Source organism: Stutzerimonas stutzeri (assembly GCF_024448895.1).
Classification (GTDB): Bacteria; Pseudomonadota; Gammaproteobacteria; order Pseudomonadales; family Pseudomonadaceae; genus Stutzerimonas; species Stutzerimonas stutzeri_Q.
This window is the reverse complement of sequence record NZ_JAMOIC010000007.1, coordinates 126,066-148,654: the sequence shown is the minus strand read 5'-3', so window position 1 is coordinate 148,654 and position 22,589 is coordinate 126,066. Positions and strand designations below refer to the sequence as shown.

The 22,589-nt window shown below is 60.3% G+C and carries 19 protein-coding genes and 1 riboswitch; of the genes, 9 read left to right on the top strand and 10 right to left on the bottom strand.

Going from position 1 to position 22,589, the window contains the following annotated elements; translation table 11 throughout:
• Positions 1-89 precede the first annotated feature (89 nt).
• A riboswitch (yybP-ykoY riboswitch) is annotated at positions 90-206 on the bottom strand.
• A gap of 47 nt (positions 207-253) precedes the next feature.
• Both NA619_RS11000 and NA619_RS10995 read right to left on the bottom strand, forming a co-directional pair.
• Positions 254-1,249 (bottom strand): class I SAM-dependent methyltransferase, encoded by a 996-nt coding sequence (locus NA619_RS11000; protein WP_255961908.1) that lies wholly within the window; start codon positions 1,247-1,249, stop codon positions 254-256.
• Between the two features lie 57 nt (positions 1,250-1,306).
• A complete protein-coding gene (locus tag NA619_RS10995; protein WP_255961907.1) occupies positions 1,307-2,269 on the bottom strand; it encodes a 2-hydroxyacid dehydrogenase in 963 nt (320 codons plus the stop codon).
• Between the two features lie 61 nt (positions 2,270-2,330).
• Here NA619_RS10995 and NA619_RS10990 point away from each other — a divergent pair, with 61 nt between their 5' ends.
• From NA619_RS10990 to NA619_RS10970, 5 genes are all read left to right on the top strand, one after another.
• Positions 2,331-2,960 carry a LysE family transporter gene (locus NA619_RS10990; protein ID WP_255962007.1) on the top strand — a complete coding sequence of 210 codons (630 nt, stop codon included), beginning with the start codon at positions 2,331-2,333 and terminating at the stop codon, positions 2,958-2,960.
• A 147-nt stretch (positions 2,961-3,107) separates the two neighbouring features.
• Positions 3,108-4,790: a fatty acid--CoA ligase gene (locus tag NA619_RS10985; protein WP_255961906.1), complete on the top strand. Its 1,683-nt coding sequence runs from the start codon at positions 3,108-3,110 to the stop codon at positions 4,788-4,790.
• 311 nt (positions 4,791-5,101) lie between these two features.
• On the top strand, positions 5,102-5,758 hold the full coding sequence (locus NA619_RS10980) for an OmpA family protein (RefSeq protein ID WP_255961905.1): 657 nt from the start codon (positions 5,102-5,104) through the stop codon (positions 5,756-5,758).
• A 155-nt stretch (positions 5,759-5,913) separates the two neighbouring features.
• Complete coding sequence (locus NA619_RS10975) at positions 5,914-9,624, top strand: CHASE domain-containing protein (protein ID WP_255961904.1); 3,711 nt, start codon at positions 5,914-5,916, stop codon at positions 9,622-9,624.
• A 96-nt stretch (positions 9,625-9,720) separates the two neighbouring features.
• Positions 9,721-11,862: a putative bifunctional diguanylate cyclase/phosphodiesterase gene (locus tag NA619_RS10970; RefSeq protein ID WP_255961903.1), complete on the top strand. Its 2,142-nt coding sequence runs from the start codon at positions 9,721-9,723 to the stop codon at positions 11,860-11,862.
• Positions 11,863-11,873: 11 nt separating this feature from the next.
• On the opposite strand, the gene NA619_RS10965 is transcribed toward NA619_RS10970, so the two are convergent.
• From NA619_RS10965 to NA619_RS10955, 3 genes are all read right to left on the bottom strand, one after another.
• Positions 11,874-12,794, bottom strand: a complete 921-nt coding sequence (locus NA619_RS10965) for an acyltransferase (RefSeq protein WP_255961902.1) — start codon at positions 12,792-12,794, stop codon at positions 11,874-11,876.
• Between the two features lie 122 nt (positions 12,795-12,916).
• Positions 12,917-15,013, bottom strand: coding sequence for a phosphate acetyltransferase (pta, locus tag NA619_RS10960; protein WP_255961901.1), 2,097 nt, complete (start codon positions 15,011-15,013; stop codon positions 12,917-12,919).
• A 100-nt stretch (positions 15,014-15,113) separates the two neighbouring features.
• Positions 15,114-16,301, bottom strand: coding sequence for an acetate kinase (locus NA619_RS10955; protein ID WP_255961900.1), 1,188 nt, complete (start codon positions 16,299-16,301; stop codon positions 15,114-15,116).
• Between the two features lie 239 nt (positions 16,302-16,540).
• On the opposite strand from NA619_RS10955, the gene NA619_RS10950 reads away from it, so the two are divergent.
• The 4 genes from NA619_RS10950 to NA619_RS10935 all read left to right on the top strand — a co-directional run bounded on the left by NA619_RS10950 (position 16,541) and on the right by NA619_RS10935 (position 19,545).
• On the top strand, positions 16,541-17,026 hold the full coding sequence (locus NA619_RS10950) for an FKBP-type peptidyl-prolyl cis-trans isomerase (RefSeq protein ID WP_122165598.1): 486 nt from the start codon (positions 16,541-16,543) through the stop codon (positions 17,024-17,026).
• Between the two features lie 110 nt (positions 17,027-17,136).
• Positions 17,137-17,619, top strand: coding sequence for a glutathione peroxidase (locus tag NA619_RS10945; RefSeq protein ID WP_255961899.1), 483 nt, complete (start codon positions 17,137-17,139; stop codon positions 17,617-17,619).
• Positions 17,620-17,778: 159 nt separating this feature from the next.
• Positions 17,779-18,375 (top strand): TetR/AcrR family transcriptional regulator, encoded by a 597-nt coding sequence (locus NA619_RS10940; protein ID WP_255961898.1) that lies wholly within the window; start codon positions 17,779-17,781, stop codon positions 18,373-18,375.
• Between the two features lie 60 nt (positions 18,376-18,435).
• On the top strand, positions 18,436-19,545 hold the full coding sequence (locus NA619_RS10935) for an NADH:flavin oxidoreductase (protein WP_255961897.1): 1,110 nt from the start codon (positions 18,436-18,438) through the stop codon (positions 19,543-19,545).
• A gap of 71 nt (positions 19,546-19,616) precedes the next feature.
• Here NA619_RS10935 and cysZ read toward each other — a convergent pair whose 3' ends face one another.
• The 5 genes from cysZ to folM form a co-directional block, all read right to left on the bottom strand.
• Complete coding sequence (gene cysZ, locus NA619_RS10930; RefSeq protein ID WP_255961896.1) at positions 19,617-20,375, bottom strand: sulfate transporter CysZ; 759 nt, start codon at positions 20,373-20,375, stop codon at positions 19,617-19,619.
• A 223-nt stretch (positions 20,376-20,598) separates the two neighbouring features.
• Positions 20,599-20,958, bottom strand: a complete 360-nt coding sequence (locus tag NA619_RS10925) for a HopJ type III effector protein (protein ID WP_255961895.1) — start codon at positions 20,956-20,958, stop codon at positions 20,599-20,601.
• Complete coding sequence (locus NA619_RS10920) at positions 20,955-21,248, bottom strand: DUF1244 domain-containing protein (protein ID WP_255961894.1); 294 nt, start codon at positions 21,246-21,248, stop codon at positions 20,955-20,957. The genes NA619_RS10925 and NA619_RS10920 overlap by 4 nt, the downstream gene beginning before the upstream one ends.
• Positions 21,249-21,420: 172 nt before the next feature.
• Positions 21,421-21,795, bottom strand: coding sequence for a dihydroneopterin triphosphate 2'-epimerase (gene folX, locus NA619_RS10915; RefSeq protein ID WP_255961893.1), 375 nt, complete (start codon positions 21,793-21,795; stop codon positions 21,421-21,423).
• Between the two features lie 14 nt (positions 21,796-21,809).
• The gene (folM, locus tag NA619_RS10910) at positions 21,810-22,520 is read right to left on the bottom strand and encodes a dihydromonapterin reductase (protein ID WP_255961892.1); all 711 of its coding nucleotides are present in this window, start codon (positions 22,518-22,520) and stop codon (positions 21,810-21,812) included.
• Positions 22,521-22,589: the final 69 nt, after the last annotated feature.

Here is a 22,589-nt window from a genome sequence, read left to right as displayed (position 1 = left end):
CTTGCGGGGGCGGGTCGACTAATCACCATGACACGCACCGCCTGCCCGCCCCGGGTCAGGTGTACGTGTCATGGGTCTTGTCAAACCGGGCGCGAGCTGCAGGCAGGTCGCGCGGGTCGCATGCACCATGGTCTGTGGACCAAGTATGTTGACGCATGCCGGGCGAGCTGAGCGCTCGCCGGAGACTACTCCCCCAGGACGGGCGCGATTTTGCCCAAGGGCAGCACGTTGTGCAAGTCGCGCTGTGGTCTGCTCAGGTGCGTTGTGCGCGATAGATGCGAAAGCCGTCTGCGCTGATCATCGTCTCGCATCGGCCAAGGTGGGCCTCTATGAGTGGTGGGTACTTAAGAAACGTATTGGCTACCAGGCGCAGCTCTCCGCCAGGCCGAAGATGGGTAGCCGCACGTTGCAGCAGGGTTTCGCTGGCTTCGTAATGAGTATGTACGCCCTGATGAAACGGCGGATTGCTGACGATGGCGGCGCAATCACCGGGTGCGGCGTCAATGCCGTCTCCGGCGATGACCTCAGCTTGCAGCTGATTTGCGAGCAAAGTCATGCGGCTGCTCTCTACCGCGAAGGCATCGACATCCAGCATCACCACTTCGCTCTCGGGATAGCGCCGCTTCAGCGATGCACCGATGATCCCGGCACCACAGCCGAAGTCAAGCAGACGCCCCGGCAGGAGTTCATTGAGATGATCCAGGAGCAGGGCTGTACCGCGATCCAGTCGGCCATGGCTGAATACCCCTGGCAAGCTGACGATCTGCAATGGCCCGTCGGACAGTTCCAGTTCGAATCGTTGCGCGAGCTGCTCTAGGTTGGGGACCTCTGGCGTGTTCGTCACCCTGACCTGCCAAAGCTGGCAATGGCGGGCACTGTCGAGTTTGCGAGCCCCGCCAAAGGGCGCCAGCTGGCGAGCAGCTCGTTCGATGCCGGCCCGTTTTTCACCTACCAGATAGAGCAGGCCACCTGCCAATCTGGCTGCCAGCGCGTTCAGCAGATACTCGGTGAGTTCCCGTGACTTGGGTAAAAACAGCACGGCTGTATCGAAAACCGGAGGAGGTTCGATGGCGAACGTGCAGCGGCCGCTGAAGCGCGTCTGCAGTCGCTGGTGGTCGCCGGCATGCCAGGTCCAGCCAGCGGCGTCGGGCAACCTGCCAAGCAGATCGTCGGCCGGCAGACCGGCAAGCAACAGGTTGCCGCTGAATAGGTCGGCCTGGCGCAGCAGTACTTCGCTTCGGGGATCCATGATGCCTCCGGGCAAAAGCTGGCGAGCTTATCAGCGTTGTGCCTGGCGGCAGAAGCGTTAGCCGACCTGGCGCTTCGGTGTGCCGGCGAAGAAGGCCTCGGCGTTTTCGCACAGCTGGCCGACGATGCGTTGACGTGCTTCGCGGCTGCCCCAGGCGCTGTGCGGCGTCACGATCAGGCGCGGCACGTCCGCTGCCAGCAGGGGGTTGTCATTGCTCGGCGGTTCGCTGGTGAGTACATCGGTTGCAGCGCCACCCAGATGCCCACTGCGCAAGGTGTCGGCCAGCGCCTGCTCATCGATCAGCCCGCCGCGTGCAGTATTGATGATGAAAGCCGAAGACTTCATCAGCTGCAGTTCCCGTGCACCGATGAGGTTGCGCGTCTGCTCGGTAAGCGGGCAATGCAGTGTCAGTGCGTCAACTTGCGGTAACAGCTCATCGAGCTCCAGGCGATCCTCGCGTGGCGGACGGCCCGGCAGATTGCCGGTCACTACGCGCATACCAAGCGCTTCAGCCAGTTTGGCCGCCGCGCTGCCCAGCTCGCCATGGCCGAGGACGCCAAGGGTCTTGCCGGCCAGCTCGACGATGGGGAAATCCAGCAGGCAGAACTGTCCGCTTTCCTGCCAGCGGCTGCGTGCAACGGCGCCCTGGTAATCGGGGAGTCGCGTGGCAAGCGCGAGTAGTAGCATTATCGTGTGTTGCGCCACCGTGGCGGTGCCGTAAGCCTGGCAGTTGCACACTGCAATGCCGCGCTTTTTCGCAGCTTCAAGATCGATGTTGTTTACGCCGGTGGCAGCGACCAGAATCAACTTGAGCTCTGGGCAGGCGGCGAGCACGTCGGCGCTCAAGGCGACCTTATTGACGATTGCGACCTGAGCACCTTCCAGTCGGTCGATGATTTGCGATTCGCTGGTCTGTTCATAGCAGACCAGTTCAGTGAATGCCGAGTGCAGTGGCGTCAGGTCCAGGTCGCCCTGGTCGAGTGGAGATAGATCAAGGAATACGGCGCGGCGATTGCTCATGGACTTTACTCATTCGAATCGGCGGGCGTTCGTCCCGCCCTGGAAATACGGAGTTGTCGAGATGTACTGGATGGAATTTCTCACCGTGGCCCTGGTACATGTGCTTGCCGTCGCCAGTCCGGGACCGGACTTTGCGGTGGTCGTCCGGGAAAGCGTGTTACGGGGTCAGCGCAGTGGCAGCTGGACCGCCATAGGCGTTGGCAGTGGCATCCTGGTGCACGTGGGTTATTCGTTGCTTGGCATTGGCCTGATCGTCTCGCAGTCGATCATGCTGTTCAACCTCTTCAAGTGGTTGGCAGCCGGTTATCTCTTCTACCTCGGCTTTCAGGCGCTGCGGGCCAAGCCCGTCGCGGTTGGCGATATTGCGCCCTCAGGCTCGAGTGAAGACCTGTCGCCCCGGCGGGCGTTCACTATCGGCTTCGTCACCAACGGTCTTAACCCAAAAGCAACGTTGTTCTTTCTATCGTTATTCACGGTTGTTATCGACCCCCATACCCCGCTCGCGGTTCAGGCGGGCTATGGGGTATATCTGGCGTTCGCCACTGGCCTCTGGTTCTGCCTGGTGGCCTGGCTGTTCAGTCGTGAGCGTGTAAGAGCCGGTTTCAGCCGCATGGGGCACTGGTTCGACAGGGTTACCGGTGCCGTGCTGATTGGGCTCGGAATTCGACTGGCAGTCAGCGAGATCGCCTGACGCTTCGGCGCTTAGCCGCTTTGTGGTGAGCAGTCGGCGATCGAACAGTTGTCTCGCCAGCGGTCCGAAAAAGCGGTATGGCCGGCCCGGCGAGCAATCGCGCCCATGCCTGGTGTGCATCTCATAACATCAATAACAGGAAGCCATATGTTGCAGACACGTGTGATCAAACCCGCCGCCAATGCCTACCAGTATCCTCTGCTGATCAAGAGCCTGTTGTTGTCGGGGCAGCGCTACGAGCGCACCCGCGAGATCGTCTATCGTGACCAGCTACGTTACGACTACCGCACCCTTGGGGAGCGCATCGCCCGTCTTGCCAATGTGCTGACCGATGCTGGCGTCAAGGCCGGCGACACCGTCGCGGTGATGGACTGGGACAGTCATCGCTACCTGGAATGCATGTTCGCGATTCCGATGATCGGGGCTGTGGTTCACACCATCAACGTACGACTATCCCCCGACCAGATTCTTTACACCATGAACCACGCAGAGGACCGATTCGTCCTCGTCAACAGTGAGTTTTTGCCGCTGTATCAGGCGATCGCCGGGCAGCTCACCACCGTCGACAAGACGCTACTGATCACCGATGCCGAGGAGAAGAGCACTGATCTACCCAGCTGTGTCGGGGAATACGAAAGTCTGCTTGCTGCCGCGAATCCACAGTACGACTTTCCCGATTTCGATGAAAATTCAGTAGCGACCACGTTCTACACCACCGGCACGACCGGTGATCCCAAGGGGGTCTACTTCACCCATCGGCAGTTGGTCTTGCACACACTGGCTGGCGCGGTCACGGTCGGGTGTCGCGAGAACCCGCAGCTGATGGCAGCCGGCGACGTATACATGCCCATCACGCCGATGTTTCACGTTCACGCATGGGGCCTTCCCTACGTCGCAACCATGATGGGCCTCAAGCAGGTCTATCCGGGGCGTTACGACCCCGAGCTGTTGATCGAACTATGGCGTCGGGAAAAGGTGACCTTTTCCCATTGCGTGCCAACCATCGTCCAGATGCTGCTCAAAGCGAAGGCGGCGCAGGGCACCGACTTCAATGGCTGGAAGATCACCATCGGTGGCAGCGCGCTGACACGCGGCCTGTATGAATCGGCCCGCGCCAGTGGCATGCAACTGGTCGCCGCATATGGGATGTCGGAAACCTGTCCTTTGATCGCAGGTGCCCATATCAACGATGAGCTGCGCGATGCCAGCGAGGATGAACAGACGAATTACCGTCTCAAGGCCGGGGTGCCCGTAGTCCTAGTAGATGCGGCGATTCAGGCGCCGGACGGCAGTTTCCTGCCTTCTGATGGTGCGTCTCAGGGCGAGCTGGTGCTGCGCGCACCCTGGCTGACCCAGGGCTATGCCGGCAACCCGGAGAAAAGCGAAGAACTCTGGGCTGGAGGATGGCTGCATACCGGCGACGTGGCCACCATCGACGCGATGGGCAATATCGACATCCGCGACCGTATCAAGGATGTGATCAAGACCGGAGGTGAGTGGGTTTCCTCGCTGGCACTCGAAGGCCTGATCAGTCGTCACGAGGCCGTGCGTGACGTGGCTGTGGTAGGTGTACCAGACGAACGTTGGGGAGAGCGGCCATTCGCCTTGCTGGTGTTGAGCGAAGGCAAACAACTCGACGCGCGGACATTGCAGGCGTTTCTAGAGCCCGCCGTTGAGCAGGGGCAGATCAACAAGTGGGCTATCCCGCAGCAGATCGCCGTGGTTGAAGATATTCCAAAGACTAGCGTTGGCAAGCTCGACAAAAAGCGCATTCGGGTAGACATCGCGCGTTGGCTCGACGAGGGCAATAGCGCAATTTCTTCAGTCTAGGACAGCCTCCCGTTCACCGGCCTCGCCATCGATGATGGTGAGGCGCCCGCATGATCAGAATGCCCCGGAAACGAGGTGAGTAGACCGCCCTCGCTTTTGGGGCGGGATCGCTTGATTAACCCACTCCGCCCGAGACCTGGCGCGCCACTCCGTGCAACGACGCGGTGCGGTCTCCTCGTGACTTGCGGAATCGTTGCAGGTTCGTCGGCACGTTCCGGTTCTGCATGCGGGTGAGTGTTAACCTGTCGCGGTATTCCAGCTGTGGAACGTCGTTCGACAGGCTGGCGTCCCGCAGATCAAAGGAAGTAACGATGAAGAAGATGAGTAGCCTGACCGCAGTTGCCGCCACCCTAGCTCTGTTGGCGGGCTGTACCAACAATCCCTATACCGGTGAACGCGAAGCGGGCAAGGCCGGCATCTATGGCGGTATCGGGGCGGTCAGTGGAGCGGTGATTGGCGCTGCAACCTCCAGCAAGAAAGACCGGGCAAAAGGCGCACTGATCGGCGCGACCGTTGGCGGCGCTGCCGGCGGTGGTTACGGCTACTACGTCGACACTCAGGAAGCCAAGCTGCGTCAGACCCTACAGGGCACGGGCGTCCAGGTTCAGCGCGACGGCAACAACCTGACGCTGATCATGCCGGGCAACATTACGTTCCCAAGCAACTCAGCGGATATCTCGAGCAGCTTCTACCCAACGCTCAACTCGTTGGTTCAGGTCTTCAAGGAATTCAACAAGAATGGCATCGACATTGTCGGCCATACGGACAGCACCGGTTCCCAGCAACTCAACCAGGATCTTTCGAACCGTCGTGCCCGTAGCGTCGCGGCCTATCTCGAAGGCAATGGCGTACCAGGTTCGCGGATTTCGTCGTTCGGCGCCGGCCCAAGTCAGCCGATCGCCAGCAATGACACAGCTTCTGGCCGTGCACAGAATCGTCGCGTCGAGATCAATCTGCGCCCTCTGTAAGCGGTATTGAAACAGGCGAGACCGCAACGGTCTCGCTTTTGCCATTTTTGTGGCGCCAGCTTTATATCTTTTGCTGATCCTTCATTGAACCTCTAGCAAAATCGCGACTCTGAGACTCGTGACAGCGCGCCATGTTGTGGCACTGAGGAGGTCGAATGGATGATCGTTCCGCTCTCCATTCTCGTAAGCCTTGGCTGCCATTGGTAGTGACATTGGCCTTGATGGCCGGGCTCGGGGGATGGGTCGTCTGGCAATGGCAGGTACAGGAAGCGCGAGTGCGTGCCGAGCAGGCGCAGCGGTTCAACCTGGCCGTTAATGACGTCGAAAACAATCTGCGCGAGCGCATGCGCGCTTATGAAATGGTCCTGCGTGGTCTGGCCGGGCTTTTCGTCGGCAGCGATACCGTGAGTCTTCAGGATTGGAACCGGGCTTCCGATCAGCTTCAACTTCAGGATTTCTATCCAGGTATCCAGGCGATTTCGCTAGCACGCTACGCGCGCGCGGAAAACCTGCAAGAGGTGCTGGCAAATATCCGCGATAACGACCGTGGCGATTTCCGCATGTATCCGCCTGGCGATCGCGATGAATATCTGATCACCGATTACATACACCCCCTGGACTGGCGCAACCGCCGGGTCCTCGGGTTCGACATGCTCAGCGAAGAAACGCGCCGCGAAGCCATCACAGCCGCACGCAACATTGGCACGCCGATGCTTACCGGCCCGCTGCGACTCAAGCAGGAAACCGAGCAGAACGCTCAGGTCGGTATCCTGCTTTATCTACCGCTCTACCGCGCGGGATCGCCCGTGACGACGCTCGAGGAGCGGCAAAGTGCGTTCGCTGGCACGCTGCATGGCGCCTTCCGTTTAACGGATCTGATGGAAGGTGTACTGGGTTCGCGCAGCAAGCTGTTTCAGCTTCAGTTGTTCGATGCCTCCGAACCGGACGAGCCGCTGCTGGTTGGGCGTGCGCCAGTCAGCGCCGACGCGGGCTTTCATCGCACCCGTAACATCTACATGTATGGTCGCAGCTGGCAGCTGGAAGTCGCCAGCACGCCAGAGTACGAGGCGATCCTGAACAGGGTAGGGCGTGCGTTCAATCTCGCAGCCGCGCTCACTGCCGCGATATTGTTTTCCATGTTGATTGGCGGCTATCTGTTTTTACGCGAGCGCACGCTGCGGGGTAGTCAGGCCCTGGGCGCTCAGCTTCAGGAGCGCGAAGCCTGGTTCCGTCAGTTGATCGAGCAGCTTCCAGTGGCGACAGTGCTTTGTAATGACCAGGGGCGAATCGAGCTGGCCAATCAGAGTGCCGCCGCTCTGTTGGGCAGCAGTGCAGGTCTGCTCGCTGGCGAGCGACTCAGTCGCTATGTGCCAGGTGCCCTGGACGGCGCTGCCGCCGGACCGAACGTGGAAACCAATCATCATGAAAGTCAGGCATTGCGGGAGGATGGAACGCCCATCCCGGTTGCGCTGAGCCTGACCAGTTTCAAGCGTGACAAAGCGGTTCATCACCTGCTTAACCTGGTCGACCTGCAGCAGCGAAAGCGCGACGAAGAGCGATTCCGCAATGTAGTCGAAGCCTCCCCCAATGCCTTCCTGCTATTCGATCATGATGGCCGGATCGTGATGGTCAACCGCCAGACCGAGCTGCTGTTCGGCTATAGCCGCCAAGAGCTGCTGGACCAGCCGGTTGAAATGTTGATCCCCGAGTCGATGCGCAAGACCTACATCGAAGTGCGCCACCGCTTCGGTCAAACTCCCGAGCCTCGGCGTCTGGGTGAGAACCGCGAGCTGTTCGGGCGGCATCGAGATGGCCATCTGCTGCCGGTCGAGGTGGGTATCTCGCCATTGCGCAGCGGCGATGAACAACTTGTGCAGGCGGTGGTTACCGATATCGGCAACCGCAAGGCTGCAGAGCGGCGGCTGCGTGATCAGGCGAACGAGCTGATGGTCGCCAATCGCTACAAGTCCGAGTTCCTCGCCAACATGTCGCATGAGCTGCGCACGCCGCTCAACAGTATCCTGATCCTGAGTGACCAGCTGCGGCAGAACGCGGCCAGCAACCTGACCGAGAAACAGGTCAGGCATGCAGACATCATTCACCGTGCCGGGCACGATTTGCTGCAATTGATCAATGACGTCCTCGATCTGGCCAAGATCGAAGCCGGGCATATGCAGATCAAGCTGGAGCCGCTCAATCTCGCCGAGCTGCTGGCCGAGTTGGTCACCAGCCTTGAACCAATGGCCCGGCAGAACGAGCTGAGCCTAAAGTCGCGGATTGATGCGGATGTCCCGGAGACGCTGGTCAGCGATAGGACGAGGCTGCAGCAGATTTTGCGTAACCTCGTCACCAACGCCCTGAAGTTTACCGAGCAAGGCTCTGTCGATATCCATGTCTCGCGTGTGCCTGGCGTACAACCGATTAGCGAGGACATGCTGCAGATCGCTGTCATGGATACCGGCATCGGCATCGCCGAGGACCAGCACGAAAGAATTTTCCAGGCCTTCCAGCAGATTGACGGTTCCATCAGTCGGCAATACGGCGGCACAGGGCTCGGGCTGGCCATAGCGCGCCAATTGGCGGAAGTCCTGGGTGGTGGCATTCGGCTTAAAAGCGCGCCCGGCAGAGGCTCGAGCTTCACGGTCGACCTGCCGTTGAAGCTGGCCGCTACCACTGAAGTCCGGACACTGCGGCCATCGCAGCGGCGCGGGCAGGGTGGCTCGTTGTTGATTGTCGAGGATGATGCCGACTTCGCTTCCGTGGTTGCCGAGGTGGGACAGTCCCACGGTTTTTCCAGCGTGATTTGCGGCACCGGCCAGGAGGGCCTGGATGCGCTCGGCCAGGAGCGTTTTGCGGCGGTCATCCTCGATATTCTGCTTCCCGATATCAGCGGCTGGCAGGTCCACCGGGCGCTGCGCGCTGACCCGCGCCACCAGGACATGCCGGTCTACATCATTTCCTGCGTGCCGCAGCCGCAGGGCTGGTCTGACGACGACGCCCGTTACCTGCTCAAGCCGGTCGCGCAATCCGAGCTGGAGCGGCTATTCGTCGATCTGGCAAAGCAGGAAGACAGCTCGACTCGGTTGCTACTGGTCGAGACCGACGCCGAGCGACGCAGGCAGCTGCGTGAGTATTTCGAGCGGCTTGGCTATCGAGTGACCGAATGCCAGCGTAGTGAGGAAGCCAGGCTGGCTTATGCGGAACATAGCTACACCGTGCTGATCATCGATTTCGATCTGCCGGGAGAAGATGGTCTGGACCTGATCGAAGCACTCGACCGCCTGCGGGCACTCAAGGATGTCAGGGTTGTATTGAATAGCCGAGAGCCCCTGTCGGAAAAGAATCTGCAGAGGCTTGAACGCTATTCGTCAGTTGCGTTGTCAAAAACAGAAGGAATGGAGCATATGGAAGATGCATTGAAGCCCAACTCGGTCAAGGCCGTAGCGTTGGGCATGGAGGAAGTAGGGCACCCTCTGCTGGGTCAGCGCGTACTGTTGGTGGATTCCGACGTTCGGACAATCTACTCGATCAGTGCACTACTCGATGAGCAGGGCCTGCAGGTAGTTCCAGCGACCACTCGTTCCGAAGCACTTGAACGATTCGATGAAGACGCGTTTGATTTGGCATTGGTTGACATATCAGTGCCGGATAATGGCGGCCCTTCACTGATTCGTCAGTTGAGAAGCGACTATGGTTGTCAGGTACCCATTGTGGCGCTGGTGGTCGGTGACCTTTCGGAGGGTCGTGACCAGAGTGTTGCGGCTGGTGCCGACGACGTCCTGGTCAAGCCGGTCGAGCGCGCTAGGCTGGTTGAGCTGCTGCAGCGTTGCCTGGAGCCCAATGATGGTTCCCACGAGAGTCCGTAAGGAGAAGTATGTGACGCATCGTTCAAGCCGGATTAGTGTCCTTGCGGACACAATCGAAGTCGGAATCTGCTTTGCTCTCGCCTGGAGACTTAGGTAATGGCTCGGGCACAGGCCAAATCTGAACCGCGGACGCGTACCCTGCTCGTCGTCGATGACCGAGAAGCCAACCTGGTGGCAATGGAAGCGCTGCTCGGTGATGGCGACTGGCAGGTCCATACGGTGAACTCCGGAGAGGCTGCGCTGCAGGCGTTGCTCGATCTGGATGTGGAGTTGGTGCTGCTGGATGTGCAGATGCCGGGCATGGACGGCTTCGAAGTGGCGCGACTGATGCGCGGAAGTCCTCACGCACGGTATACGCCGATCATCTTCGTATCCGCGATCGCGCATACCCGCGAGTCGGTGCTGCGTGGTTATGCGACGGGCGCAGTTGATTTCATTCTCAAGCCCTTCGATCCACAGGTGCTCAAGCACAAGATCAATACGTTGCTCAGCCATGAGCACAACAGACGTGATCTGCAACTGCTCAGCCAGCAACTCGACAGTGCGCGAGCATTCAATGCTTCGGTATTGAACAACGCTGCAGAAGGCATCCTCGTGGTCGGAGAGGATGGTTTCATCAGCTTCGCCAACCCGGCGATCGCGCAAATGCTGCACAGCCGCGTCGATGATCTGCAAGGTACGCCGCTGGTCAAGCACCTCGCGTCTCCGCAGATGCCTGATGCCTGGCGCGATACTGATTTCTACAAGCAATGGCGCAGCGGCAACACTTACCGGTTGCACGAAGCACAGCTGTACACCGCCGATGGCGGCACGCTGCCGGTAGCCCTGTCGTCGTCGCCGCTGCCCCGGCAGCAGCGGTCGATGGTGGTGATAGCGCTGGACATGTCGGTGGTGCGCAATCTGCACGTGCAGCTGGAAACCCAGGCCGTCACCGACTCGCTTACGGGATTGCTCAACCGGCGCGGATTCCACCAGGCGCTTGATTCGGCACTCGCGCGGGTGGACCGGAACGGCAAGCGCATGGCGATCCTCTATATCGACCTCGACGGCTTCAAGCGCATCAACGATTCGCTTGGGCACGACGCCGGCGATGAGATTCTGTGCCGCGTTGCACGTGTGCTGGAAGCCTGCATGCGCCCCTACGACATCATCGCGCGCATGGGCGGGGACGAATTCACCGCGCTGCTGGATTCCCTGGATCATCCCGAAGATGCCGCCAAGGTCGCCGAGAAGCTGATCGAACTGATTTCGGTGCGCCATACCATTGAAGGCACCGATGTGACGCTCGGCGCCAGTATCGGAATCGCCCATTTCCCCGATTGCGGGCAGAGCGTGGAAGAGCTGCTGCGCTCGGCTGACATGGCAATGTACGAAGCCAAGCGCAACGGGCGTCAGCAGTACCGGTTCTTCTCCAGCGAAATGAACGGCCGCGCCCATGCGCGCCTGATGATGGAAGAAAACCTGCGCAGCACCATCGAGCGCAATGGATTCGCCTTGGCTTATCAACCGCAGATCATGGTTGAGAGTGGTGAGCTGCGCGGGTTCGAGGCACTGCTGCGCTGGAACTACGCCGGTCGCGGCGTAGTTGAGCCAAACGTCTTCATTCCGTTGCTGGAGGAGACTCGGCTGATTGATCGGGTTGGCGAGTGGGCGCTGCGTGAAGGCCTGGCTCAGTGCCGGGATTGGCGTGAGCGATTCGGCGACAAGCTGGTGCTGAGCTTCAACGTCAGCCCGGTGCAGTTCGGCCGCGCTGGGCTGATCGATGAACTGCGCCGGTTGCTTGACGAGTACCAGCTCGATCCGCGCCAGCTGGAGCTGGAGGTGACCGAAGGTGCGCTGATGCAGGACCTGGAGCAGAGCTGCGAAAAGCTGCGCCAGCTTCGCGAGCTTGGTGTCAGAGTAGCAGTCGACGACTTCGGTACAGGCTATTCATCACTGGCTTACCTGCGTCATTTCGATCTGGACACGTTGAAGATCGACCGGTTGTTCATCGCCAATATGCTCGATTCGCCGCGCGATGCCGCAGTTGTCAGCACCATCATCGATCTCGGGAGGAATCTCGGGCTGGAAGTCATCGCCGAAGGGGTCGAGACCCTTGCCCAACGCGACTGGCTGCTGGCCCATGACTGTCAAGTGATGCAGGGCTTTCTCGTGGCCCCGGGTCTGGCGGTCGAAGATGCTCTGGAGTTTCCCCGCAAGGTGGACTGGAACAACCTGGAGCACCAGACGACCAGCTAGCCGGTCGTCTCTCAGTCCGAGGCCTGGCGCCTCGGCGGGTATTGTTGATGGAGCCGATCGAGCTCTGCATCCTTGGCGCTCCATAGCTCATTGACCCACTCCTGGAAGCTCAGCCGATAGCGTTCGTCCTGATCGTAACTGCGGCGCAGGAACTCTGGCGGGATTGGCTGTGCATCGGTTCGCATCACGACCCGGCTGACCCTTCCGCAAAGCAGATCCCAAAAGCTTGGATTGCCGTCCGGGTAGTGAATGGTGACGTTGACCAGCGCGGTCAGCTGCTCGCCCATGGCATCGATCACGAACGCGATACCGCCCGCGCGCGGCTTGAGCAGATAGCGGTAGGGCGATCCCTGCTCGACGTGCTTGTCCTCTGTGAAGCGAGTGCCCTCAATGAAGTTGAAGACCGATACCGGGTTGGTGCGATAGCGCTCGCAGGCCTTGCGGGTGGTCGCCAGGTCTTCGCCACGCTTTTCCGGGTACTTGGCCAGGTACTCCTTGCTGAAGCGCTTCATGAAGGGGAATTCAAGCGCCCACCAGCACAGGCCAATGACCGGCACCCAGATCAGCTCCTGTTTAAGAAAAAACTTCAGGAACGGCATGCGCCGGTTCAGCTGGTATTGCAGCATCAGAATGTCTGCCCAGCTCTGGTGATTGCTGGTGACCAGGTAAGAGTGGCCCATGTCGACCTTGTCCAGGCCCTGTACGTCCCACTCGATACGGTGGACCTGATCCATCCAGAAGCTGTTGACCGCGATCCAGGATTCGGCGATCCAGTGCATGCCAAAGCGCAAGGCGCGCTGGATACGCGGAACAGGTAACGCCAGCTTGAGAAGCGAAAGGGCAAAAAGCGGCCAGCACCAGAACAGGGTATTGAGTGCCAGGGTCAGGCCAGCCAGGACGCCCTTGAGTGGGGCGGGAAGGACGCTCAGCATCGATCGGCTCGTATATCCGTCAATAAAGGCGGCAAGCGTACTGATTGCGCGCTGAACTGCAAGGCAAAAACGTTGCTGAAATATTCGCTACGCCCGGCCGTTGCGGCCGGGCGTATGGCGAATCAGGCTTTCTGGTTATCGGCCTGCAGCGCGGTCAGCGCGATGGTGAAGACAATGTCGTCCACCAAGGCGCCGCGTGACAGGTCGTTGACCGGCTTGCGCAAGCCCTGGAGCATCGGCCCGACGCTGATTACGTTGGCGCTGCGCTGGACGGCCTTGTAGGTCGTGTTGCCGGTGTTCAGGTCGGGGAAGATGAACACGGTGGCCTGGCCAGCGACGAGGCTGTTCGGCGCCTTCTGCTTGCCAACGCTGGCGACCGATGCTGCGTCGTACTGCAGCGGACCGTCGATAGGTAGCTGGGGTGCGCGTTCCTGAGCGATGCGCGTGGCTTCGGCAACCTTTTCCACCTCCGCGCCGCTGCCCGATGTGCCAGTCGAGTAACTGATCATGGCCACGCGCGGCGTAACGCCGAGGGCGACGGCGGACTCGGCACTCTGCAGGGCGATCTCAGCAAGCTCGGTAGCGGACGGGTTGGGGTTAACCGCGCAGTCGCCATAGACCAGCACCTGGTCAGGCAGCAGCATGAAAAACACCGAAGAAACCAAGCTGTAGCCCGGCGCGGTCTTGATCAGCTGCAGCGCTGGGCGGATGGTGTTGGCGGTGGTGTGTACAGCGCCGGAAACCAGCCCGTCCACCTCATCGAGAGCCAGCATCATAGTGCCGAGGACGACGGTGTCCTTGAGTTGTTCGCGGGCATCGTCAGGCGTCAGGCCTTTCGCCTTGCGCATCTCGCACATGGGCTCAACGTACTGATTGGTGATCAGGTCGGGGTCGAGAATCTCCAGGCCTGCCGGCAGGTTGATGCCCTGCTCACGAGCGACTGCCTGAACTTCCTCTGGCTTGGCCAGCAATACACAGCGGGCGATGCCGCGCTCCTGGCAGATCGCGGCAGCGCGAATGGTGCGTGGCTCGTTGCCTTCGGGCAGCACGATACGTTTGTTCGCCTGCTGGGCACGCTTGACCAACTGATAGCGGAACGCCGGAGGTGACAGGCGCAGCTCGCTACGCGGCGTGCTCAGGCGAGTCTGCAGCAGCTCCGGTTGCAGGTGCTGGGCGATGAAGTCGGTGACCTTGCCGGCGCGCTCGATGTCGTCAGCCGGGGTTTCCTTGTTCAATCCGAATAGGTTGGTGGCGGTATCGTAGGAGCCGGTCTGCACTGTCATCACCGGCAGACCGCCGTCGAGTGCCGCCTTGCACAGTTCAAGAATGCGCGGATCAGGCGCGAAGTCGCTGCACAGCAGCAGGCCGGCCAGCTCGACGCCATTCAGCGAAGCCAGGCTTGCTGCCAGGATGATGTCGTCGCGATCGCCTGGTGTGACGACCAGAACGCCGGGCTGGAGCAGTTGTACTGTGTTTGGAACCGCCCGGGCGCACAGCACGATCTTGTTGACGCGGCGCTGTTCCGCCTCGCCGGCGTGAAGGACCTTGGCACCCAGCAGCTCGGCGATATCGCGGGTACGCAGCGCATTGAGCGTCTCGTCGAATGGAATCGCACCGAGCAGCTGGAAGTCCGCAGTGCCCAGCACCGGGAGCTGGGCCTTGAGCTGCTCGACGAAAGCAGGTACGCCGCCATCGCTCTTGACCTTGTTGAGGATCACGCCCAGAACCTTGGCATCCTTGGCGCCGCCGAACAGCTGCGCCTGGATCTCGATGCGTTCGGCCATACGCTTGAGGGTGTCGCCGCCCTGGGCGGCGATGAGGATGACTTCGGCGTCCAGGCTCTTGGCCAGATGGGTGTTGATACGCGATGTGTGGTTGAACTCACGCGTCGGCACCATGCCTTCGACAATCACTACGTCCTTGCCTGCGGCGACGTCCTGGTAGCGACTGACCACGTCTTCCAACAGCAGATCGAGCTCGCCGTCAGCCAGCTGACGTTCTACCTGCTCCAGCGGGATCGGTTCGGGCGATGTGATGTTCAGCGTGCGTTCCACCAGTACGCAGGAGCGCTCATGGCCCTGGTCCAGCGGGAAGGGCTGGGCTATCGGCTTGAAGAAACCGACCGTCAGCCCGGCGCGCTCGAGAGCACGAATCAAGCCGAGGCTGATGGAGTTGAGGCCGCCACCGAAACCGCAGGGGGCGAGAAATAGCGTATGCATGATGATCTCCTATCTAGCGAAGGGGGATGCCAGGTAGACGAAACCCGACGCCGGGTGCGGTCGTCGGGTCCGTGCAATGAGCATGACGTTCGGCGCGCTATCAGGCGTCGAGCAGCGCCAGCGTATCCAGCGCGATCTGGCGTTCTTCGTTGGTGGGTACGACCAGTACCCGAGGGCTGCCCTGAGCCTGGATTTCCCCGCCGACGCCACGAATGCAACGCGCGTTGGCTTCTTCGTCCAGCTTGAAATTGAACAGCTTCAGGTGTTCGAGGGTGCGGGAACGCACGGCGGTCGAGTTCTCGCCGATGCCGCCGGTGAAGATCAGCCCGTCAAGCTTCGGCAGCGCGCAGGCCATGCTCGCCAGCGACTTGGCCAGGCGATAGCAGAAGACTTCGAATGCCAGGTTTGCGCCGGCATGTCCTGCGGCCCGCGCTTCCTGCAGCGTGCGCAGGTCATTTGACAGCCCCGACAGGCCCTTCAGGCCGCTGTCATGGTTGAGCACACGATCAATTTGCTCGAGGCTCCAGCCGAGTGTCCGGTTCAGGTAGCTGTGCAGGTTGGGGTCTACATCACCGCTGCGGGTGCCCATCACCAGGCCTTCCAGCGGAGTCAGGCCCATGCTGGTGTCGCGACTTTCGCCGTTGACGATGGCGCAGGTGGAACAGCCGTTGCCCAGGTGAGCGGTAAGCCAGCAGCTGTCGTCTACCGGCAGATTGGCCATCTCGGCGGCGCGCTTGCTCACATAGCTGTGGCTGGTGCCGTGGAAGCCGTAACGACGAACGCTGTGCTCCTTGTAGAGGAATTCCGGCACCGCGTAGCGGAATGCGTGTTCCGGCATCGTCTGATGAAACGCCGTGTCGAACACGCTGACTTGCGGCAGGCCGGGGAACAGCGTGATGGCGGCGTCGATACCGACCAGGTTGGCCGGGTTGTGCAGCGGCGCCAGCTGGGCGCTGTCGCGAATGGCCTGGAGGACTTGTTCGTTGATCAGGCTGGAGCCGGTGAAATGCTCACCTCCATGCACGACCCGGTGGCCGATGCCGTCGAGCTTACCGCCCGCGGCATCCTGTGCCAGTGGCAGCAGTTTTTCCAGCGCTGCACGATGGTCTGCGCCTGGAATGTCCAGGCTCTGTTTCGCATCGCCCAATTGCCAATGGAGCACCGCTTCCGGGCTGCCGAGGCGTTCGGCCAGGCCTTGCAAAGGGAAGGTCGATTGCGTTTCGTTGACCAGAGCGAACTTGATCGACGAGCTGCCGCAGTTAATCACCAGGATGTTTCGAGCCGACATCGGTGCTCCTTGGGTGCGTGGTAATTGTTGATATAGATCGCTTAGTTTGCGTCGCGGATTCTGTCACAGACTGAGCCGTTTCGATGCTCTCCAAAGGTTGTATGCGACACCCACCGACGCAGGGCGGACGGAATAGTGCGTAGCGCGATGGCTGGTCCCGTTTATCCGGGCTCGGTTCGCAATCGGCGCAGCTCGCGGTTAGACTTTGGCATCACATTCCTCAATAAAGGTTTCGCCTCATGCAGATCGCCGCTAACAAGGCTGTGTCAATCGACTACACACTCACCAATGATGCCGGTGAAGTGATCGACAGCTCTGCCGGCGGCGCGCCGCTGGTGTACCTGCACGGTGCAGGCAATATCATCGCTGGTCTGGAAAAAGCCCTTGAAGGCAAGCAGGGCGGTGACGAGGTGAAAGTCGCCATCGAGCCGCAGGATGCCTACGGCGAATACAGCCCGGAGCTGGTCGCCACCCTCAACCGTGCGATGTTCGAAGGTGTCGACGAGCTGGAAGTCGGCATGCAGTTTCATGCATCAGGCCCGGACGGCGGCATGCAGATCGTCACTATCCGCGATGTTGAAGGCGATGATGTGATCGTCGACGGCAATCATCCGCTGGCTGGACAGCGCCTCAACTTCGAAGTCAAGATCGTCGAAGTGCGCGAAGCCAGCGACGAAGAAATCGCCCATGGTCACGTCCATGGCGAAGGTGGCCATCACCATTGATGAATCGCCGATAAGGCGAGCAGGCAGCGACTGGCGTCGATCCTGGTGATCGAGCAATGGAAGCGCTTCGGTATTGCCGGAGCGCTTTTTTTACCCTCTGGAGAAGTGAGATGAGCGCGTTCCATGATTTGGTTCTACCTGGCCTCGCTGGCCAGGAGCTGCCCCTTGCACCCTTCAAGAACCAGCTGACGCTGGTCGTCAACGTCGCTTCCGAATGCGGTTTGACCCCACAGTACGCGGGCTTGCAAGAGCTGCACGAGCGCTATGGAGATCGTGGTTTCGGGGTGCTGGGCATCCCGTGCAATCAATTCGCCGCACAAGAGCCAGGTAGCGATGCCGAGATTCTGCAGTTTTGCAGCGAGCAGTACGGCATTGGTTTTCCGCTGAGCAGTAAGCTTGAGGTCAATGGGCCTCAGCGGCACCCGTTGTACCGCTTGCTGGTGGGCGAGGGAGCGGATTTCCCCGGCGATATCAGCTGGAATTTCGAGAAATTTCTCGTCGACAAAGACGGGCGCGTACTGGCTCGGTTTTCGCCCCGCACGGCACCGGATGATCCAGCGTTGATTCAGGCGATCGAAAGCGCACTCGCCTGATCTGTTCAGCCAGACGCGAAGCTCGCCGCTGCGTCTGGCTCCAGTCCTTCCATTCCCTCATTCAAGATCCCCGCTAACGCCATCGTCACTGCGATGTCTCCAAAATAAGCGCCATGGATAATGCTGTCAGCCCGAGACGACCGGTCATATGCTCGGTCGATGAACAGCCAAGCTCGAAACGACAAGCGTGACCTCATCCTGGCCAAAGGCGCGCAGGTCATGACCCGGCGTGGATATCACGGCACCGGTGTGCTGGAGATCGTCCAGGCCGCCGGTATACCCAAGGGGTCGTTCTATCATTACTTCGCCAGCAAGGAAGATTTTGCCCTGCAGGCGCTGGAGCATATCTACACCCCTCGGCTCGGACGCTATCAGGCGGCTCTTTCAGGTCAGGCGTTGCGCCCGTGCGAGTGCATCCTTGCCTATTACACCGATTTGCTGGCGCACTTCTCTCGTCAGGAATGCCCGGAGTATCACTGCTTCATAGGAAGCCTGAGCTTCGAGATGGCTGAGCTTTCGCAGCCAATTGGTCAGCGTGTCGAATCCATTCTGCTGAGGTCTGTCGCCATACTCACGGCTTGCCTAGAGCAGGCTCGAGATGAGGGAGCGCTCGATCCCGATACTGACTGTCAGGCGCTTGCCGAGTTTATCGGCAACGCCTGGGAAGGCGCATTGCTGCGAATGAAGGTGGGCCGCTCGGTCGCGCCTCTGGAAATTTTTCTGACCCAGCTGGAGCGACTGCTGACGTTTCGCTGATTTTTTTCGGCGAACGGTTAGACGACCGGTCGCCTTTTTTTCGATCCATAGGAGAACACGATGACTGCCGCCGTAAACGCTCTTTTCCAACCGTTCCAGCTCGGCACCCTGCAGCTGCCTACCCGCGTGGTGATGGCGCCGATGACGCGGTCCTTCTCACCGAATGGCGTGCCTACAGCAGACGTGGTCGAGTATTACCGCCGTCGTGCTGCCTCAGGGGTCGGCTTGATTATTACCGAGGGCACCACTGTCGGGCACAAGGCTGCCAATGGTTACCCCCATGTGCCGCGATTCTACGGCGAGGATGCGCTGGCCGGCTGGAAGGGCGTTGTCGATGCAGTGCATGCCGCGGGTGGCAAGATCGTTCCGCAGCTCTGGCACGTGGGTAATGTGCGCCGGATAGGCACCGAGCCAGAAGCCGATGTCCCGGGTTACGGTCCGATGGAAAAGCTCAAGGACGGCCAGGTCGTCGTGCATGGTATGACCAAAGACGACATCCGGGAGGTGATTGCTGCCTTCGCCCAAGCCGCAGCCGATGCCAAGGCAATCGGCATGGATGGCGTGGAAATTCACGGCGCGCATGGCTATCTGGTCGATCAGTTCTTCTGGGAGGGCAGCAATCAACGAACCGATGAATACGGCGGCAGTCTGGCCAACCGCTCGCGCTTTGCAATCGAACTGATCGAGGCCGTACGAGCTGCAGTAGGCGCGGACTTCCCGATCATCTTCCGTTTTTCGCAGTGGAAGCAGCAGGACTACACCGCTCGCCTAGTCACAACGCCAGAAGCGCTGGGGGAATTTCTCGCGCCATTGTCGGCTGCGGGCGTCGACATCTTCCATTGCTCGACGCGACGGTTCTGGGAACCCGAATTCGAAGGTTCCGAGCTTAACCTCGCCGGCTGGACTCGCCAGCTGACCGGCAAGCCGACGATCACCGTGGGTAGCGTAGGCCTCGACGGTGAATTCCTGCAGTTCATGGTCAAGACCGACAAGGTGGCGCAGCCGGCCAATATCGAGGGCCTGCTCGAGCGGCTGAACAAGCAAGAGTTCGACCTTGTCGCGGTCGGACGTGCGTTGATCTGCGATCCGGACTGGGCACTGAAAGTGCGCGAAGGCCGCATGCAGGACATTCTGCCGTTCAGCCGTGAGGCGCTGAAAACCCTGGCCTAAGGGTTATCCGATTTGCCCGCGGTGCGTTCAGCCGCTCGCGCCGCGGGGCAGTTTTACCTGATCAAGCCGGGCTACTCGCCCTTCACCGGCACCAGGTTTTTCTTCCCGCCTTCCCGAACCCAGAACAGCGTCGCGCCTGCAACCGCTGCCGGCATGATCAGCAGATTCAATACCGGAATGAGCAGCGCAGCGTAAGTCACCGCTCCAAAGCTCAGGCTCTTCCAGCGTCGCTGCCGAAGCCAGACCATCATCTCCGCCCAGCTCATCTTGTTGTTGTCCGCGGGATAGTCGATGTACTGGACCGCCATCATCCATATCCCGAACAACAGCCACAGGGGGGCGGCGACCAGATTGACCACGGGAATGAATGAAAGGATCAGTAATGCCAGCGCACGCGGTGCGAAATAGGCCAGCTTGCGGGCTTCTCGCCCGATCGTGCGTGGCAGCATCGCTAGCAGCTCGGCCCAGCTGAAAGGCGGGGAGCTGTCTTCGCCACGGGCTACGGTTTCGACCTTTTCAGCAAGAAACCCATTGAACGGCGCGGCGATGATGTTTGCCAGCATGGTGAAGGTGAAGAACACCATCAGCACGACGAGCACTACGAACATCGGCCAAAGGATGTACTCCAGAAACATCAGCCACTCTGGCAGATTTGGCATGAACACATCGACCCAGCCGCCAAACTGACGCAAGGCGAAGTAGATCAGCCCGCCAAACAGCAGCAGATTGACCGTAAGCGGGAGTATCACGAACAGCCGTAGCCCGGGGCTAAGGATCAGCTTCAGGCCTTCACGCAGGTACTGCGGGCCGGAAAGGGCGGTAATGGGCATGGGGCTCACTCAGGATGGGAACGGGCCGGACCTTACCGGCTTTGCCCGTAGGGGAAAAGGCTCGGATTAGGCAAGCAGTCCAATAGCCGTCAGCTATCCGGTCCATGGAGATTGCCGAATGGCCGGCGTTGCGTTTGAAGGCGAGACTTGGCCTCGAAAACGCCTCTTTGGTTTCAGGGCCGTCCGTTATCAAGCCTTCCCCAAGTGCATGGCCGGCCCTTTTTTATTTCTCTTCGAAGTTGACGGGCTTGCGTCTCAGCGGTTGCTGGCCGAAACGCACGCCTGGCAGCCCGGTTTCCATAAGTGCGCGTATGTTGCGATGGTCGGTGCCACTTGGATTTTCCAGGACCGACTGATAGTGCTCGCCGAACGCCAGCAGAGCTTCTTCGGTAGAAAATCCTTCAAGAACCGCCAGTCCAAGCGCCTTGCACGACCCTTCGTTTTCGCCGGCCGCGTTTTCCACATTGCCGTTGAAGAAGCGGCTCGGCTGATAGTCGTAAGCGTTGGAGATGAACGCCAACGTCTCGCTGAAGGGGTGGTTCCGGTTGCGCAGGCTGGCGCGAAAATCCCTGAGGCTGCTCATGGTTTCTGGCTCTTGTCGAAAGCGGCCTGTTGCTCGGGTGTCGCTTCTTTCTGGTAGCGCTTCTTCCAGTCCGCGTAGGGCATGCCGTACACCTCCTCGCGAGCCTCGTCGATGCTGACCTCGATCTCCAGGTCATCGGCGGCGGCCTTGTACCACTTCGACAAGCAGTTGCGGCAGAAGCCAGCCAGGTTCATCAGGTCGATGTTCTGGGCATCCGGGCGACTGCGCAGGTGCTGAACCAGGCGGCGGAAGGCGGCGGCTTCGAGTTCGGTGCGTTCTTGATCATTCATTACATGGGTCTCGGCGTTGCAGACGTCGGCGGATCATAACCTTGACCGGTGCCTTGGGCCATACGACCAAACACTATTAGCGCGTCCGTCGGGTCATGCAGTGGAGCCCGCACGTCGTTTACCGCCGAAGGGCTATAGCGGGCCGCGAGCAGCGCGTCTGGATTGAGGTCTGTCAGTCACGGTGAGCAGCAAGGGTGATCGATACTGATTCGGCAAAACGCAAGGCATGGGGTTTGTCGACCTCGACCTCGGCGTAGCGCACCTGTGGATGCAGCATGATCAGATCGAGGATTTCCTGCGTGAGCCGTTCGAGCAGCGCGAAGCGATTGTCTTCGACATGCTGAATGATCGCCTTGGTAATGGTGCGGTAGTTCAGCGCATGCTCGATGGCGTTGTCGCGCACCGCTTCGGCGGCGGGATAGAGCATGGTCAAGCTGATCAGCACGTCCTGCTTGTTGCGTATTTCTTCATCCTTGATGCCGATGAAAGTGCGCAGGCGCAGGTCTTTGACGCGGATTCGCGCCATCGTGGGTTCCAGTCGAGGCATTGGTTCCTTGTGTATCAGATCAGATGGCGGCCACCGTTGACGCTCAGGGTGGTGCCGGTGACGTAAGGGTTATCGAGCAGATAGCGCAGGCTCTGGTAGATCACCTCGGCGCCGGGCTCGATGCCGAGGGCTGATTTTGCCAGTGCCTTGCGGCGGTACGCTTCGTCATCGCCTTCGTTGAACTGAATCAGGGCCGGGGCGATGCCATTGACCTTGATGGCCGGCGCCAGGCGTGCCGCGAACGACAGCGTGAGGTTGTCCAGTCCGGCCTTGCTGGCCGCATAGGCGATGTGTTTTTTGCTGCCGACACGGGTGACGTCATCGCTGATATGAATGATGTCCGCCGGGCCGCCGTGATTCAGCAGCTCGGCGCAATGGGTGTTGATCAGGTAGGGCGCGAGCATGTGTACCTCGAACATCTGCTGGAACACTGCGGCTTCCTCGCCTGGCGTCTCGCTGTGCCAGTCCGACGCGTTATGAACGATGGCGCGCAACGCGGTGGTGTGCTGCTTCAGCGTAGCGATAAAGGCGAGGATGCCGGCTGCGCCCGAGAAGTCTGCCGGCACGGCTATGGCGCCGCGTTCGCGGAGCTGATCCAGGCTTGCACGCGGCGTGCGGTAACTGACGATGACTGGTTGCCCTTCGTCGAGCAAGCGTTCAGCGCAATGCAGGCCGATGCGCTGGCTGGCGCCGGTGATCAGTATCGGGGCCGATGGCTGGGTCATGGTTTTCACGGCGTCGGATTAAGAATGTGAAGTTTGCCTACAGCGAAAGAAGCGCGGCAGGCAGGGTGC

Bases quoted from the DNA above. Each gene is read 5' to 3' on its own strand.
- NA619_RS10940 (WP_255961898.1), top strand. From the start codon at position 17,779: ATGAACAGCCAAGCTCGAAACGACAAGCGTGACCTCATCCTGGCCAAA.
- NA619_RS10970 (WP_255961903.1), top strand. From the start codon at position 9,721: ATGGCTCGGGCACAGGCCAAATCTGAACCGCGGACGCGTACCCTGCTC.
- folX (WP_255961893.1), bottom strand. From the start codon at position 21,795: ATGCCTCGACTGGAACCCACGATGGCGCGAATCCGCGTCAAAGACCTG.
- NA619_RS10925 (WP_255961895.1), bottom strand. From the start codon at position 20,958: ATGAGCAGCCTCAGGGATTTTCGCGCCAGCCTGCGCAACCGGAACCAC.
- NA619_RS10995 (WP_255961907.1), bottom strand. From the start codon at position 2,269: ATGAGCAATCGCCGCGCCGTATTCCTTGATCTATCTCCACTCGACCAG.
- NA619_RS10945 (WP_255961899.1), top strand. From the start codon at position 17,137: ATGAGCGCGTTCCATGATTTGGTTCTACCTGGCCTCGCTGGCCAGGAG.
- NA619_RS10985 (WP_255961906.1), top strand. From the start codon at position 3,108: ATGTTGCAGACACGTGTGATCAAACCCGCCGCCAATGCCTACCAGTAT.
- NA619_RS10935 (WP_255961897.1), top strand. From the start codon at position 18,436: ATGACTGCCGCCGTAAACGCTCTTTTCCAACCGTTCCAGCTCGGCACC.
- NA619_RS11000 (WP_255961908.1), bottom strand. From the start codon at position 1,249: ATGGATCCCCGAAGCGAAGTACTGCTGCGCCAGGCCGACCTATTCAGC.
- folM (WP_255961892.1), bottom strand. From the start codon at position 22,520: ATGACCCAGCCATCGGCCCCGATACTGATCACCGGCGCCAGCCAGCGC.
- pta (WP_255961901.1), bottom strand. From the start codon at position 15,013: ATGCATACGCTATTTCTCGCCCCCTGCGGTTTCGGTGGCGGCCTCAAC.
- NA619_RS10965 (WP_255961902.1), bottom strand. From the start codon at position 12,794: ATGCTGAGCGTCCTTCCCGCCCCACTCAAGGGCGTCCTGGCTGGCCTG.
- NA619_RS10920 (WP_255961894.1), bottom strand. From the start codon at position 21,248: ATGAATGATCAAGAACGCACCGAACTCGAAGCCGCCGCCTTCCGCCGC.
- NA619_RS10950 (WP_122165598.1), top strand. From the start codon at position 16,541: ATGCAGATCGCCGCTAACAAGGCTGTGTCAATCGACTACACACTCACC.
- NA619_RS10975 (WP_255961904.1), top strand. From the start codon at position 5,914: ATGGATGATCGTTCCGCTCTCCATTCTCGTAAGCCTTGGCTGCCATTG.
- NA619_RS10955 (WP_255961900.1), bottom strand. From the start codon at position 16,301: ATGTCGGCTCGAAACATCCTGGTGATTAACTGCGGCAGCTCGTCGATC.
- NA619_RS10990 (WP_255962007.1), top strand. From the start codon at position 2,331: ATGTACTGGATGGAATTTCTCACCGTGGCCCTGGTACATGTGCTTGCC.
- NA619_RS10980 (WP_255961905.1), top strand. From the start codon at position 5,102: ATGAAGAAGATGAGTAGCCTGACCGCAGTTGCCGCCACCCTAGCTCTG.
- cysZ (WP_255961896.1), bottom strand. From the start codon at position 20,375: ATGCCCATTACCGCCCTTTCCGGCCCGCAGTACCTGCGTGAAGGCCTG.